Source organism: Leifsonia sp. Ger2509 (assembly GCF_055231915.1).
The window spans coordinates 884,041-897,250 of sequence record NZ_JBUYVB010000003.1 but is presented as its reverse complement, the minus strand read 5'-3'; the positions used below and the strand labels follow the sequence as shown (position 1 = coordinate 897,250).

At 68.2% G+C, this 13,210-nt stretch carries 15 protein-coding genes; 10 read left to right on the top strand and 5 right to left on the bottom strand.

Annotation, left to right across the window (positions count from 1 at the left end; all coding sequences use genetic code 11):
• Positions 1-223 precede the first annotated feature (223 nt).
• The 3 genes from ACV7NN_RS04615 to ACV7NN_RS04605 all read left to right on the top strand — a co-directional run bounded on the left by ACV7NN_RS04615 (position 224) and on the right by ACV7NN_RS04605 (position 3,545).
• Positions 224-649 carry an RbsD/FucU domain-containing protein gene (locus ACV7NN_RS04615; RefSeq protein ID WP_463348406.1) on the top strand — a complete coding sequence of 142 codons (426 nt, stop codon included), beginning with the start codon at positions 224-226 and terminating at the stop codon, positions 647-649.
• 169 nt (positions 650-818) lie between these two features.
• Positions 819-1,160: a DUF6804 family protein gene (locus ACV7NN_RS04610; RefSeq protein WP_463348405.1), complete on the top strand. Its 342-nt coding sequence runs from the start codon at positions 819-821 to the stop codon at positions 1,158-1,160.
• Positions 1,161-1,376: 216 nt separating this feature from the next.
• Positions 1,377-3,545 (top strand): DEAD/DEAH box helicase, encoded by a 2,169-nt coding sequence (locus tag ACV7NN_RS04605; RefSeq protein ID WP_463348403.1) that lies wholly within the window; start codon positions 1,377-1,379, stop codon positions 3,543-3,545.
• An 85-nt stretch (positions 3,546-3,630) separates the two neighbouring features.
• On the opposite strand, the gene ACV7NN_RS04600 is transcribed toward ACV7NN_RS04605, so the two are convergent.
• Positions 3,631-3,819: a hypothetical protein gene (locus ACV7NN_RS04600; protein ID WP_463348402.1), complete on the bottom strand. Its 189-nt coding sequence runs from the start codon at positions 3,817-3,819 to the stop codon at positions 3,631-3,633.
• An 88-nt stretch (positions 3,820-3,907) separates the two neighbouring features.
• Positions 3,908-4,294, bottom strand: a complete 387-nt coding sequence (locus tag ACV7NN_RS04595; protein WP_463348401.1) for a DUF3224 domain-containing protein — start codon at positions 4,292-4,294, stop codon at positions 3,908-3,910.
• Between the two features lie 75 nt (positions 4,295-4,369).
• On the opposite strand from ACV7NN_RS04595, the gene ACV7NN_RS04590 reads away from it, so the two are divergent.
• The 5 genes from ACV7NN_RS04590 to ACV7NN_RS04570 all read left to right on the top strand — a co-directional run bounded on the left by ACV7NN_RS04590 (position 4,370) and on the right by ACV7NN_RS04570 (position 8,035).
• On the top strand, positions 4,370-5,041 hold the full coding sequence (locus tag ACV7NN_RS04590) for a CYTH domain-containing protein (protein ID WP_463348400.1): 672 nt from the start codon (positions 4,370-4,372) through the stop codon (positions 5,039-5,041).
• 75 nt (positions 5,042-5,116) lie between these two features.
• Positions 5,117-6,145, top strand: coding sequence for a 6-phosphofructokinase (locus ACV7NN_RS04585; protein ID WP_463348399.1), 1,029 nt, complete (start codon positions 5,117-5,119; stop codon positions 6,143-6,145).
• Between the two features lie 52 nt (positions 6,146-6,197).
• Positions 6,198-7,124 (top strand): NADP-dependent oxidoreductase, encoded by a 927-nt coding sequence (locus ACV7NN_RS04580; protein ID WP_463348398.1) that lies wholly within the window; start codon positions 6,198-6,200, stop codon positions 7,122-7,124.
• A 69-nt stretch (positions 7,125-7,193) separates the two neighbouring features.
• Positions 7,194-7,622: a DUF1761 domain-containing protein gene (locus ACV7NN_RS04575; protein ID WP_463348397.1), complete on the top strand. Its 429-nt coding sequence runs from the start codon at positions 7,194-7,196 to the stop codon at positions 7,620-7,622.
• Positions 7,619-8,035, top strand: coding sequence for a hypothetical protein (locus tag ACV7NN_RS04570; protein ID WP_463348396.1), 417 nt, complete (start codon positions 7,619-7,621; stop codon positions 8,033-8,035). Before ACV7NN_RS04575 ends, ACV7NN_RS04570 begins: the two co-directional genes overlap by 4 nt.
• Here the strand turns inward: ACV7NN_RS04570 and ACV7NN_RS04565 are convergent.
• Together ACV7NN_RS04565 and ACV7NN_RS04560 are read right to left on the bottom strand one after the other, a co-directional pair.
• Positions 7,990-9,390, bottom strand: coding sequence for an alpha-hydroxy-acid oxidizing protein (locus ACV7NN_RS04565; protein ID WP_463348395.1), 1,401 nt, complete (start codon positions 9,388-9,390; stop codon positions 7,990-7,992). The genes ACV7NN_RS04570 and ACV7NN_RS04565 overlap by 46 nt on opposite strands.
• Positions 9,391-9,570: 180 nt before the next feature.
• The gene (locus tag ACV7NN_RS04560; protein WP_463348394.1) at positions 9,571-9,975 is read right to left on the bottom strand and encodes a DUF5997 family protein; all 405 of its coding nucleotides are present in this window, start codon (positions 9,973-9,975) and stop codon (positions 9,571-9,573) included.
• A 32-nt stretch (positions 9,976-10,007) separates the two neighbouring features.
• Here ACV7NN_RS04560 and ACV7NN_RS04555 point away from each other — a divergent pair, with 32 nt between their 5' ends.
• Positions 10,008-10,769: a LysR family substrate-binding domain-containing protein gene (locus tag ACV7NN_RS04555; protein ID WP_463348393.1), complete on the top strand. Its 762-nt coding sequence runs from the start codon at positions 10,008-10,010 to the stop codon at positions 10,767-10,769.
• A gap of 48 nt (positions 10,770-10,817) precedes the next feature.
• Positions 10,818-11,219 carry a DUF6855 family protein gene (locus ACV7NN_RS04550; protein ID WP_463348392.1) on the top strand — a complete coding sequence of 134 codons (402 nt, stop codon included), beginning with the start codon at positions 10,818-10,820 and terminating at the stop codon, positions 11,217-11,219.
• 3 nt (positions 11,220-11,222) lie between these two features.
• Here ACV7NN_RS04550 and ACV7NN_RS04545 read toward each other — a convergent pair whose 3' ends face one another.
• Entirely contained in the window at positions 11,223-13,187 is a 1,965-nt protein-coding gene (locus ACV7NN_RS04545) for an APC family permease (RefSeq protein ID WP_463351234.1), read from the bottom strand.
• Between the last annotated feature and the right edge of the window lie 23 nt (positions 13,188-13,210).

Sequence of the window (13,210 nt, the reverse complement as noted above, 5' to 3'; positions counted from 1 at the left end):
CGATTCCGAACCTGCGACCGCCCCGGATCCCCGTGCCCTCGCCGGTCCCGCGACATATGCCGCGAACTGCATCCTCGCCTAGCAGATCCGTCCCCCGGAATGGGTCTGGTTTCACGGCGCGTCGCGTGAATTACCCCACAACGGGGGGTGGGTGCCCTAAACAGACGGGTCTATGCTCTGCGTAGGGGTTGAGAAATATTCGTTTAACAGGAAAGGCCCGACTTTGCTGAAGAACCTCAGCCCGCTGCTGTCCGGTGCGCTCTTGAGCGCTCTGGATTCCATGGACGATGGCGACCTACTTACCTTGGTCGGCAGCGGCTATCCAGAAGAAGAAATCGTTTCACCTGTCATTCATCTCGGTGAGGTGACGACAGAGGCCGCGGCAGACGCGATCCTCAGTGTCGTCCCGCTCGACTGTCACGATCCGGCTCCCATAGCGTTTCTCGACTGCACGGGGAGCCTCTCCGATTTGCCAGACGTGGCCTTCGCGGTGAACGGCATCGCGTCCGATGCCGAACTCCGCCGCATTGCGATGTCACGTCTCGAGCTCGACGAATTCGTCGCGCTCGCCCGCCAGTCCGTTGTGACCGTGCGAGTGGGGTCCGATGCCCCTCCGTGCGCGTTCCTCCTGCGGAAAGGCGCCTGCTAGACACGCTCGCGGGGTCGGCCTGCGTGCACCTGCATTCGGTCGGATGAGCTCGCTCGTCGCGCAAGCGGCAGGAGCGGGCACCCTGGACGGGATCCTCGGTCGGGATCCCGTCCAGGCCGGCCGCCGGGCGGCGGAGGCGACGTCGGCGGTGCCGTAGACTCGGCGTGCTATGACACGACCTGCGGCCAGGCCCGAATTCTCGCGCAGTGCGCTCGTCCGCGGGCTCCTCGGTGCCATCGTCCTGATCGCGGGTTTCGCGCTCATCGGCGGCGAGTGGTACCTGTACGTCCGCTACGTGGTCTGCATCCTCGCCCTGATCCTGTGCGTCTACGCCGGGCAGGCGAAGCAGTGGTGGTGGCTCGCCGGGCTCCTTCCGATCGCCGTCGTCTGGAACCCCGTCTGGCCCCTTGCCTTCAACGACCTCGTGCTTCGCGCCCTGGAACTGGTCGCCGCCGTCGTCTTCGTCGCCGCAGGGGTCGTCATCAAGGTCCCCGTGGATCAGCGTCGCTGATCGCTCCTGCCGCGACCTCGTGTCCGGTGGTGTCGAACCGCTGTCGCTCGCGTAAACTGGTGCGTGCGTCATCGGTTTCGTGACGCGCTCGCTCGTCGTCTCGGCCGGGATCACCCTCTCCGGTCGCCTCGGCTGACATCTCAGCCACCCGGCGTCGCCCGCCTCTGCCGGCGGCGCTCCGGCCGCTCCCCGGCCGCCCGCTCTCACTGGAGGACCATGCCCCGTTCCGGTCAACGCAGCGCCTCGCCGCGCGCGACACAGCAGCGCCGCACACGGCACGCGAACAACGACGGCCTGATCCCGGTGCTCGCGCGCAAGGTCCGCGAGGTCGAAGCCAAGGCCGCGGACGGTAAGAAGCTCGGACCGACGAACCGCACGAAGTTCCAGGTGATCGCCTTCCTGATGCGCGAAGAGCGCGCCAGGGCGAAGGCGGACACGGAGCTGTCGGACGCCGCTCGCGCCGAACAGCTGAAACGACTGGACGGCATCGCCACGATTCTCGCCAAGACCGCCGCCCGCGACACCTCGCTGATCTCGCTCCTCGAAAGCGATGCGCCGCCGAGTGCGACGGCGCAGAAACTCCGCCGCGACTGGCTGCTCGAATCCGGCACGGAGCTCAGCCCCGACGACCTCATCATCACGACGGAACGGCCGGCACCGAAGCAGGAGTCGATCATCCCGCCCGAACTGGCTGAGAAGCAGGTCATTCCGCAGTCGGTCAAAGCCAGGCAGCTCTCCAACCCGTTCCTCGCCCCCGACTTCTCGCGGGCGGCCGCCTCCACGCCCGCGCCCCGCAGGCGCCTCGACTCGTGGGAACTGCTCGGCCCCCTCTTCAAGTCGTTCGAGTACGGGTCGGGCGGCCAAGCGGCGAGTATGGAGCTTCCTCCGGCGCCTCCCATCGACCGGTATTCGCCTCCCGGCCTCGAACTGATGCACCACCAAGCGCGCTTCGTCGAAGAAGTCCGCCGCGGCCACCGCAGTTTCCTCCTCGCCGACGAGCCCGGACTCGGTAAGACGGCCCAGTCCCTGCTCGCCGCCTCCGTGGCCGGTGCCTACCCCCTCCTGGCGGTCGTGCCGAACGTGGTGAAGATGAACTGGGCGCGCGAAGTCGAACGGTGGACACCGCATCGGCGCGCCACCGTCATCCACGGCGACGGTGAAGGGCTGGATGCTTTCGCCGACGTCGTCATCGTGAACTATGAAGTGCTCGACCGGCATCTCGCCTGGCTCAGCAAGCTCGGGTTCAAGGGCATGGTCGTCGACGAGGCCCACTTCATCAAGAACCTGCACTCGCAGCGCAGCAAGTACGTCCTGGGGCTGGCAGAGGCCATCCGGGCGACCGCGCCGGCGGGCGACCCGCTTCTGCTGGCACTGACCGGAACCCCGCTGATCAACGACATCGACGACTTCCGTGCCATCTGGCAGTTCCTCGGCTGGATCGACGGAGCGAAGCCGCGCCCCGAACTCATGGAGAAGCTCGAAGAGACCGAGCTGACTCCTGCCGACTTCGGCTTCTATGCCGCAGCACGCGAGGCCGTCATCGACATGGGTATCGTGCGCAGGCGCAAGATCGACGTCGCCGCCGACCTGCCCAGCCGCCGGGTGGTCGACCTCCCGGTAGAACTCGACGACGACCTCGGCCGCTCGATCCGCCAGGCCGAGAAGGAGCTCGCCGCACGCCTCGTCGCGCGCTTCAAGCGGGCATCCGCTGCGGGAAGGCCGGACACCTTCGACGGCGACGACGACGCGCACCGCGCCCACCTCATCCGCCTGGTCGCGCAGTCCGAGCTGGAGGAGTCGAAGTCGGCGAAGTCCGGCGAGAACGTCTTCACGATGGTCCGCAGGATCGGTCAGGCCAAGGCCAACCTGGCGAGCGACTACGCCGCCCAGCTGGCCCGGTCGGTCGGCAAGGTCGTGTTCTTCGCGAAGCACATCGACGTGATGGATGCTGCGGAGGCGGCGTTCGCCTCCCGCGAGCTGAAGACCATCTCGATCCGCGGCGACCAGACGGCCCTGGCCCGCCAGCGGGAGATCGATGCGTTCAACAACGATCCGAGCGTCTCGGTGGCCGTGTGCTCACTGACCGCGGCCGGTGTCGGCCTCAACCTGCAGGCCGCATCCAACGTCGTGCTCGCAGAGCTCTCGTGGACCGCCGCGGAGCAGACGCAGGCGATCGATCGCGTGCACCGGATCGGCCAGGAAGAGCCGGTGACCGCGTGGCGGATCATCGCGGCCCAGACGATCGACTCCAAGATCGCCGAGCTGATCGACGCGAAGCAGGGTCTGGCGGCCCGGGCGCTGGATGGCTCGGATGTCGAACCCGGCTCGGCCGACTCCGTACAACTCGAGGCGCTGATCGGGCTCCTCACCGACGCGCTCGGCTGAGCCGAGGGGCGCGATTCCGGCCGGATCGGTCAGGATTCGTCGGTTCGCTCGACCCAGACCGGCGGACTGTGACCTTTCCGTCCGCTCACTCGAGTTCGGCGTCGTCGAGATCGAGCGGGACCGGGCGCTCCTCGTCGGGCACCAGTTCGTCCTCGTCGTCGTCGACCGGCACATCATCGGCATCGAAATGGCTCGGCGCCGGCTCGTAGTCGCCGTCCTGCGCCTCGATGAACTCGTCGAGTGATTCGTCCCGATCGATGCCGCGATCGCTCATAGCTGCAAGGGTACGCCGCCCGTCGTCGCGGGGCGACCCCCGCTCGGCGCGAACACGCTCGGGCGAGCCCGCAGCCGGCCTCCGTGAGCTACGTGAGGGTGAAGACGAAGAACGGCCCTGCCTCGTCATGCACGATCCGAGCTGTTCCCGCGAACGCCGCGAAGTCGCCGGTCCCCGTGCCCGGCACGATGTAGCCGAAGGCCGAGTCGTCATCGGGGTGCTGGAGAGCGCCATGGTGCACCGTGAACGATCCCGACCGACCGTCGTCGAGTGCACCCGTGATGCGTTCCGCAGCGAGGTACCCGCGCCCGGACTCGTCGCCGGACGAGATGAAATGGGCCACCGACTCGCCGACCAGCCCCGTCGTGTAGGTCTTGCGCATCGTCACAGCGCCCACCCAGTCTCCGTCGATTCCAGGAAGGCCTGCCGGGTCCCAGCCGGTCACGTCGAAGCGTGCCGTGATCGTCTCGCTCATAACAACACGATAAAGCCCGGTCCCCGGGGCCCCTTGAAATTTCGCGACAGCCCGGAACTCGACTAGACAAGGGGAATGACCAAGCGAAGCCAGGTCGAGATCGAACGCAAATACGATGTCGACGAGAGCGCGGTTCCTCCGCGTCTCGTCGGCGCAGGGCCGGTCGCTCTCGAGAGCGCCCCCGAGACGACCGAACTCGTCGCCGTCTACTTCGACACCCCGGGACTCGAACTCTCCCGCAACCGGCTCGCCCTGCGTCTGCGGTACGGCGGAGGCGACGCGGGCTGGACCGTGAAGCTGCCCGGCGACGAAGGACGCACGGAGGTCAGCTGGCCTCTCGGCGAGACCGACGGGAACGACGGGACCGACCCGGCATCGCAACGTCCGCCTGGCGAGGTCATCGACGTCGTGCGCGACGTCATCGGGGATGCGCCCCTCGAGCCCCTCGCCCGCGTCACCAACACGCGCACCACGGTGATCCTGCAGGATGCCGCGGGGTTCGCCGTCGCCGAGTTGTGCGACGACCACGTGCGCTCGGAGGCGTTGCGCGCGTCCACGGGCGCATCGCCCGCGCGGGAATGGCGCGAGTGGGAGGTCGAACTCCTCGAAGGCGCACCGGACACACGGGACCGCCGCACCGCGCTGCTCGACGACATCGAGGCGAGACTGCTCGAAGCAGGCGCCCGGGTGTCCGCGAGTTCGTCCAAGCTCGCACGCGCTCTCGGAGTGGACGCCCTCGGCAATTGACTTGCGGTCACCGTTTTGGCGTCGTCGCCCTTGCTCGGGCAAGATCAACAGAGGCGTAAATACGTTAGGAGCACCATGAAGATCGGCATTCTCACCAGCGGCGGCGACTGCCCCGGGCTGAACGCTGTCATCCGCGGTGCCGTCCTCAAGGGCGACCGGGTGCACAAGGCCGAGTTCGCCGGTTTCCGCTACGGCTGGCGAGGTGTCGTGAACGGCGACATCATGCCGCTGGATCGCCACAGTGTCCGCGGTCTGTCCCGTCAGGGCGGGACCATCCTCGGGTCGAGCCGCACCAATCCGTTCGAGGGCGACAACGGTGGCCCGGAGAACATCCAGCGCGTGATGGACGACAACGGGATCGACGCGATCGTCGCCATCGGCGGCGAAGGAACGCTGACCGCGGCCAGGCGCCTGACGGACGCTGGCATCAAGATCGTCGGCGTCCCCAAGACGATCGACAACGACCTCGCCGCCACCGACTACTCGTTCGGCTTCGACACCGCCGTCGAGATCGCGACCGAGGCGATCGACCGCCTCCGGACGACGGCCGAATCGCACCAGCGCTGCATGGTCGTCGAGGTCATGGGGCGCCACGTGGGCTGGATCGCCCTGCACTCGGGCATGGCGGCAGGGGCGCACGCCATCCTGATCCCGGAGCAACCGCAGTCCATCGAGCAGATCTGCGAATGGGTCGAGTCGGTCCGCGACCGCGGCCGCGCGCCGGTGATCGTCGTCTCGGAAGGTTTCCACCTCGACACGATGGAGGAAGCCCACTCGCACAAAGGCCTCGACGCCTTCAACCGTCCGCGCCTAGGCGGTATCGGCGAGATGCTCGCGCCGATGATCGAAGCCCGCACAGGGATCGAGTCGCGGGCCACGGTCCTCGGCCACATGCAGCGCGGTGGGGTCCCGAGCGCCTACGACCGCGTGCTGGCAACCCGGCTCGGTATGTCCGCGATCGACGCGGTCTTCGAGGAGCGGTGGGGCACCATGGTGTCGCTCAAGGGCACCGATGTCGTCAACGTCAGCATCGCGGATGCGACCGGGGGATTGAAGACCGTCCCGCAGTCGCGATACGACGAAGCGGCGCTACTGTTCGGGTAGAGGTCGGCCCGGCTCGGGCATCAGGCTTGCGGCCGCCGCAGGAGGGATGAGAATGTCGCGTTCGGTGCAGTTCGACGAGTACGGCCGGCCCGAGACCCTGAAAGTGGTCAACGTCCAGCCTCCGTGGCCGGGACCGGGCGAAGTGCGTGTCCGCGTGATGGCTGTCGGACTGAACGCCGTCGACTACAAAGCCCTCGCGGGTGGGCCCGCCGTCCGTGCGTTCGGTCTGACCTTACCGTCGGGCATCGGCTACGACTTCTCCGGCTTCGTCGACGAGGTGGGCGATGGCGTCACCGGCTACACCCCGGGCGATGCTGTCCTCGGTACCAAGCCCTTCGAAGCGGCAGCGGACTTCGTGATCGTACCGGTGGGCGGGCAGCTCATCCACAAGCCTGCCGCGCTCACGTTCGAGGTGGCTGGTGCGCTCCCCGTCGTGGGCCGCACCGCGATGATGAGCGTCGCATCCCTCGACCTGGACGAATCCGACACCGTCCTCATCAGCGCAGCGGCCGGTGGTGTCGGCGTCCTGGCCTGCCAGCTCGCCATCCGCGCCGGCGCGACCGTCATCGGCACGGCCGGTGCGGCGAACCACGACTTCCTCAGCGACCTCGGCGTGATCGCGGTCGAGTACGGCGACGGACTCGTGGAGCGCATCCGCGAGGCACTTCCCGATGGCCAGCCGCTGACGGCCGCGCTCGACAACCACGGTCCGGAGACCATCGACGCCGCGCTCGAACTCGGTGTGCCGATCGGGCGGATCAACACGATCGCCGCGTACGGGCCGGCGGCACAGGGCGCCTCACGAGCAGGAGGGCGCGAAGCGACGAACGACCACCTGGCGGAGGTCGCCGAGCTGGTTGCCCGCGGTGAGCTCGTACTGCCGATCGACTCGATCTTCCCCATCGAGCGTGCTGCCGAGGCCTACCGCAGGCTCGCCGCAGGACACGTTCGCGGAAAGATCGTCCTCGTCACCGACTGACCGCCGCCGTAATAGACTCCGAAGAACCGCTGCGGCGGCCGAAGCGGCCGAGACGAAGGAGTTCCTCGAATGGTTCCTGCGATCAACTACTGGGCTGTCCTCCTCGCCACCGCATCCAGCATGATCGTGGGATCGATCTGGTACTCGCGCCGCGTCTTCGGCACCTACTGGATGAAGGCGGTCGGCCAGGACGAGGAATCGATGCGCACCGGCGCGGCGTTCCCCCTGATCATCACGGTGGTCGTGAGCTTCATCACGGCCTGGACCCTTGCCGGGGCGGCCGACATCACCTGGCGGTTCTACAGCGGCAGCTTCCTGTGGAACGCCGTGCTGACCGGAATCATCCTCTGGGCGGGCTTCACGGCTGCGCGGATGATCACCCACGACGCCTTCGATCGCAGACCCAGCGGCCTCACCGTGCTGAACCTCGCCCACGAGTTCGTCACCATCGTCATCATGGCGATCATCATCGGCGTCTGGCCGCCGGCGGGCGCATGATCGACATCGTCCTGGCGCGCGACCTGAGGGACGCCGGCCTCCGCTGGCGGCCCGTCTCCGGCGACGCCTTCGCGATCGACCGCCCTGAGCTGCAAGGCGACCACTTCACCGTCAGCGAGATGACGATCGAGGCGCACGAATTCGACACCGGGACCATCCTCGGCTTCAACGGAACGACCGAGTGGGCGCTCGATTCGCTGGCGCTGGAGGATGCGCTCTGGCTTCCGAGGGAGGACCAGTTGCGCGAACTGCTGGGTGCGTCCTTCCGGTCGCTCCAGCGCACCGACGGTGGGTTCCGCGTCGAAGTGGACGATCCGCGTGCGGTCGGAGGGGTTGCCGCCTATGAAGACGCGGACGCGGCGACAGCCTACGGTCGTGCCCTGCTCATCCGGATCCGGGAGGCGCTCGGCTGATCGGCGAGGCTCGGCCGGTCAGCGAGGACGGCCGCCGTCAACTCCGCGATCGAGGTCGCGCCGGCGAGTCCCATCGTGATGTCGAGTTCCGCCGAGAAGTTGCGCAGCAACTCGCGCACGCCCTCCTCGCCGGCGATAGCGAGGGCGTAGGCGTAGGGGCGGCCGATGCCGACCGCCGTCGCTCCGAGTGCGAGCGCGATGAGCGCATCCGCCCCGCTCCGCACGCCGCTGTCGAAGAGCACCGGGATGCGACCGGCGACCGCCGCGACGACTCCTGGGAGCGCATCCAGGCTCGCGACCTCGCCGTCGATCTGCCGGCCCCCGTGGTTGGACACGACGACGCCGTCGACACCGGACTCCACGGCGCGGAGCGCATCCTTGGGGTGCAGCACGCCCTTGAGGACGATCGGCAGGCTGGTGTGCTCGCGGAGGAACGCGATCCGGTCCCAGGTGAGCGCAGGGTTCGCGAACACATCGAGGAAGGTCTCGACCGACGCGCGCGGCAGGGGCGAGCGGAGGTTGTCGAGCATCCGGCCGGGGTGGTGTCGCAGGATGCTGGCGAACGAGGCGAGCGTGGCCGGCGTGACGCGCGTGCGTGGGGCGGGATCGGCATCCGCATCCTCCGCCGCTGCTGCGCTCGCCGCGGCGTCGACGCGTTCCTGCACCAGGCGCTGGAACACCGGATCGCTCGTGTACTGGGCGATGCCGCGGCCCCGGCTGAACGGCAGATAGCCGAGGTCGAGGTCGCGCGGACGCCAGCCGAGCACGTGCGTGTCCAGCGTGACGACGATCGCCTCGCAACCGGAGCGTTCGGCGCGGGAGACGAAGCTCGCGACGAGTTCGTCGGACGAACTCCAGTACAGCTGGAACCAGCGGGCTGCCGGATCGCGGGCCGTGCGTCCGTCGTCCATTGCGCGGGCCACATCCTCCATGGGCGTCGACGCCTGGTTGGACAGCACGGCAGGGACATCCGCCCGCGCCGCCGCCCGGGCCGCCGCTGCGTCCGCAGAGGGATGCGCGAGGTCGAGCACACCGATCGGCGCCAGGAAGAACGGCGTCGGCCTCCGTTTGCCGAACAACTCGATCGACTGGTCGCGCTCGGCGACATCGCGAAGCACGTGCGGCACGATCCGGTACTGGTGGAACGCGGCCGTATTCGCCGCATCCGTGCGTTCCAGCCCGGCGGAACCAGCGATGTAGGCGAACGCCGCTCGCGACATCCGGCGGCGCGCTGCGCGTTCGAGCTCGGGCCAGGCGACCGGGATGCGCGGCCGCCGCCCGGAGACCCCGTCTCGGTAGACGGCCGATTGGGCTTCGCGGCCAACGCTCGTCGGCGACCGTTTCACGGGTTCCATGCGCTCATTCTGCACCCCGGAGGCGCGTCCGACCGCGGTGCCGAAGCCGGGATGCAGGGACCGGCGCGGCGCGCGGCGTCGGCTCAGCGGACCCCGGCTCGGCGGGACCCGGCTCAGCGGAACCTGCCGGCCCAGCGGGACCCGGCTCAGCGGACCCTGCCGGCTCGCGGATCCTGCCGGCTAGCGAGCGCTGTCGGCGGACCGCGCAGCGCGCTCCGCGTTGCGCGCCTTGACCCGCGCGTTCTCCGCGCGCACCTCGGCGTGCGTCGCGCGCTCCTTCACCAGCCACTCCGGGGGAGCAGCGAGCAGGTCCTTGATCTGCGTGGTCGTCAGTGCCTCGGTGATTCCCGCGCGGGCGAGACCCGACACGGAGATCCCCAGCTTGTTCGCCACGACCTCGCGGGGGTGGGGTCCCTCGCGGCGCAGCTCCGCAAGCCACGCCGGCGGTTCGGCGAGCAGTCCGTTGAGCTCTGTGCGGGTGATGTCGTGGTCACCGAACGAGTCCGGCGCGGCCGGGAGGTAGATCCCGAGCTTCTTCGCTGCCGTCGCCGGCTTCATGGTCTGCGGCTTCTTGTCGGCGCTCATGCACTCAGGGTATCCCGCGCTACCCTCGACACATGGCATCGGGAGCATTCACCATCGCGTTCCCTCTCGGGGTGACGGTGGGCAAATGGACCCGCGTGTTCGAGGAACGGCATCCGGATGTGGAACTCTCCGTCGTCAGGGAGCGCCCCGACGAGCTGCCGGTCCGCCTCGCTCTGGGGGAGGTCGACCTCGCGTTCGTCCGGCTTCCGATCGACGCCGAGAGCCTGCACGTGATCCCGCTGTACTCGGAGAACGTCGTCGTGGCAATGCACCACGAGCACGTGCTGACCCTGGAGAAGAAGCTGTTCCTGGCCGAGCTCAGCGGCGAGACGATCATCGCGCCCGCGGTCGACGAGGAGTGGGACGAGACGTTCATGCGGCGTGTGGCCGCCGGTGAAGGGATCGGGGTGATGCCCCAGTCGATCGCGAAAGCGCTGCGGCGCCGCGACATCGTCGCCATGCGGATCGATGATGCGGACCTCGCCGACGTCGCCCTCGCCTGGCCGCGGGAATCGCAGAGCCCGTGGGTGGACGAGTTCATCGGCATCGTGCGTGGACGCACCGCGCACAGCTCGCGCAACCCGGAGATCGCGGCAGCGGAGGCGGCGGAGGCCAAGGAGAAGAGCGCGGCCAGGGGTGCCGCGAAAGGTTCTGCCCAGGGATCAGCGAAGGGCTCCGCGGGCGGAGCCGGCGCGGGGAAGCGTGCAGCGAAAGGCAGGACGGGAGCCCGCCGGTCGACATCGAAGGGCGCTTCACACGGCGGAAAGGGTGCGGGACGCAGGGGTCGGCGCTAGCTTTGAGGTGGTCGGACCCGACCGGCAGGCTGAGCAGGGGAGCGCGAGATGGCGCAGGGCACGAAAGACGATCCGTGGCTGCTGAAGACGGCGCCCGGGACCAGCGATTACACCATGTACCGCGACGAGAGTGCGGACCCTCCAGCGCTCGTCTGCCAGGTGGGATCGACCACCCTGCGCTACCACCTCAGCGCGATCGATGACCTTCGGGCCTGGCTGGCGGAGCAGGGTGACTGGGTGCCCCTCGGTGCCGCCGACGAGCAGAAGACCGCAGCGGACGGAACCGTCGAGGCGTGGGGTCGAGACGAGAGCAATCCCGTCGGCGGCTGGTACGGACTCCGCAAAGGCTACCGGGGCCGCTTCGGCATGTACCTGCCTCCACTGCTCGAACAGCTCGGGTATGTCGAACTCACGCACGACGCCCGCAACAACTCCGTGCGGGCGGTCTGACCGTCAGCTGACGTGCACCGCAGGGCGTCGTTTGACGTCCTTCTCCGCCTCGCGCAGCACCTCACGCGTCACGGGGGCGATTTCGCCGACCCCCGTGATCAGGAAACGGAACATGTTCGAGATCGGGTTGCCTTCCGTCCACTCGAAGTAGATCGTCGGCACGACGCCGGAAACATCCCGGATCTCCAGCAGGACCGCAGCGATCGTGTTCGGCACGTTGCCGCTGCTCACCTGTAGCACGCGGAAACCGTGCTTGACCACGCCGTGCACGACGAGGTCCTCCTCGAAGTCGGACGAGTCAGACGGATAGACCTCGAGGAACACCGTGCGCGAGCGCTGAGGGATGTGGCTGAAGCGCCGTTCGTCCTTGTTCTTCTGGGCGTACTCCTTGTCCGTGTCCTCGTCCGGCTCGTGCGAGATGATGCGGATCTCGCCCTCCTCTGCGTCCTCCAGCACGAAGTCGAGCGCAGTGACGTCGAGGGTCACGCTCGTCGCACGCAGCTGGAACGAGCGACCGACCCGCGAGACGAGCGAGATCACCAGGATGCCCAGGATGAAGAGGCTCGCGATGCGCAGACCGTCCGGCCGCTCGATCATGTTGTCGATCGTCGTGTAGATGAAGACGAGGGAGATGATCGCGAAGGAGATCGTGCGATTGCGCTGGCGTTTGCGTCGCGCCGACAGGGTCACAGCGACGGAGGCCGAGGTGATGAGCACCAGCACGCCGGTCGCGTAGGCGCCGCCCTGCGCATCCACGTTCGCGTCGAAGACGAGGGTGATGAGGAATGCGATCCCGGTGAACACGAGCACCAGGGGCCTGACCGCGCGCGACCACTGGGGGGCCATCCCGTACCGCGGCAGGTAGCGCGGCACCAGGTTCAGCAGGCCGGCCATCGCGGAGGCGCCGGCGAACCAGAGGATGAGGATGGTGCTGATGTCGTAGACCGTGCCGAAGCCGTTTCCGAGGTACTCGTGCGCCAGGTACGCGAGTGCGCGGCCGTTCGCGGGACCGCCCGGCTGGAACGCGCTCTGCGGGATCAGCAGCGTCGTCGTGAAGCTCGACGTGATGAGGAAGACGCTCATGATGATGCTCGCCGTGCCCAGCAGACGGCCGGTGCCGCGGATGCGTCCACGGGGGTAATCCGGGTCGTCGTTCGGGTCGCCCTTGATCTGCGGCATGACCGCGACACCCGTTTCGAACCCGGAGAGGCCGAGGGCGAGGCGCGGGAAGACGATCAGGGAGATGCCGACGATGATCAAGGGATCGCCGTGCGCGGTCGTGAGGGCCGCCCACCAGTCGGTGATCGCGGAGGCGTGGGTGAAGACCTCGCCGAGCGATACCGCAATGACGACGACGTTCAAGGCCAGGTACACCCCCACCAGGACCACGGCGATACCGATCGCCTCCCGGAAGCCTTTGAGGAAGACCGCGCCCAGAAGCGCCAGCAGGAAGAGCGTGATACCCACCTGGTTGCCCTGGAACCAGGTCGGAGCGAACGGATTCTCGATCGCGTGCGCTGTCGCATCCGCTGCCGACAGGGTGATCGTGATCATGAAGTCCGTCGCCGCGAAGCCAAGCAGGACCAGCACGAACAGCTTGCCCGCCCACCACGGGAGCAGGCGTTCGAGCATCGCGATCGAGCCGGATCCCTTGAAGCTCTCCCGTGCGACCCTCCGGTACACGGGGAGAGCGCCCAGCAGCGTCAGTGCGACGAGTACGAGCGTCGCGAACGGCGAGACCAGTCCGGCGGCGAGAGCCGCGATGGCCGGCTGGTAGCCGAGAGTCGAGAAGTAGTCGACACCGGTGAGGCACATGACCTGCCACCATGAGTGCGTCCGCTCGGGCGCTTGGCCGTGCGGCCCCTGGTGCTGGCCGCGCTCGTCGACGATTCCCTTCAGGAGCCAATGGCGGAACGGGCTCAGCTGGCGGCGGGGAGGCGGGATGTGCGCCTGCCCCGGAACCGGCATCGATTCCGCGGGTGTGGTGGACA

Bases quoted from the DNA above. Each gene is read 5' to 3' on its own strand.
- ACV7NN_RS04550 (WP_463348392.1), top strand. From the start codon at position 10,818: ATGGCGCAGGGCACGAAAGACGATCCGTGGCTGCTGAAGACGGCGCCC.
- ACV7NN_RS04610 (WP_463348405.1), top strand. From the start codon at position 819: ATGACACGACCTGCGGCCAGGCCCGAATTCTCGCGCAGTGCGCTCGTC.
- ACV7NN_RS04595 (WP_463348401.1), bottom strand. From the start codon at position 4,294: ATGAGCGAGACGATCACGGCACGCTTCGACGTGACCGGCTGGGACCCG.
- ACV7NN_RS04575 (WP_463348397.1), top strand. From the start codon at position 7,194: ATGGTTCCTGCGATCAACTACTGGGCTGTCCTCCTCGCCACCGCATCC.
- ACV7NN_RS04585 (WP_463348399.1), top strand. From the start codon at position 5,117: ATGAAGATCGGCATTCTCACCAGCGGCGGCGACTGCCCCGGGCTGAAC.
- ACV7NN_RS04555 (WP_463348393.1), top strand. From the start codon at position 10,008: ATGGCATCGGGAGCATTCACCATCGCGTTCCCTCTCGGGGTGACGGTG.
- ACV7NN_RS04605 (WP_463348403.1), top strand. From the start codon at position 1,377: ATGCCCCGTTCCGGTCAACGCAGCGCCTCGCCGCGCGCGACACAGCAG.
- ACV7NN_RS04570 (WP_463348396.1), top strand. From the start codon at position 7,619: ATGATCGACATCGTCCTGGCGCGCGACCTGAGGGACGCCGGCCTCCGC.
- ACV7NN_RS04565 (WP_463348395.1), bottom strand. From the start codon at position 9,390: ATGGAACCCGTGAAACGGTCGCCGACGAGCGTTGGCCGCGAAGCCCAA.
- ACV7NN_RS04545 (WP_463351234.1), bottom strand. From the start codon at position 13,187: ATGCCGGTTCCGGGGCAGGCGCACATCCCGCCTCCCCGCCGCCAGCTG.
- ACV7NN_RS04590 (WP_463348400.1), top strand. From the start codon at position 4,370: ATGACCAAGCGAAGCCAGGTCGAGATCGAACGCAAATACGATGTCGAC.
- ACV7NN_RS04580 (WP_463348398.1), top strand. From the start codon at position 6,198: ATGTCGCGTTCGGTGCAGTTCGACGAGTACGGCCGGCCCGAGACCCTG.
- ACV7NN_RS04560 (WP_463348394.1), bottom strand. From the start codon at position 9,975: ATGAGCGCCGACAAGAAGCCGCAGACCATGAAGCCGGCGACGGCAGCG.
- ACV7NN_RS04600 (WP_463348402.1), bottom strand. From the start codon at position 3,819: ATGAGCGATCGCGGCATCGATCGGGACGAATCACTCGACGAGTTCATC.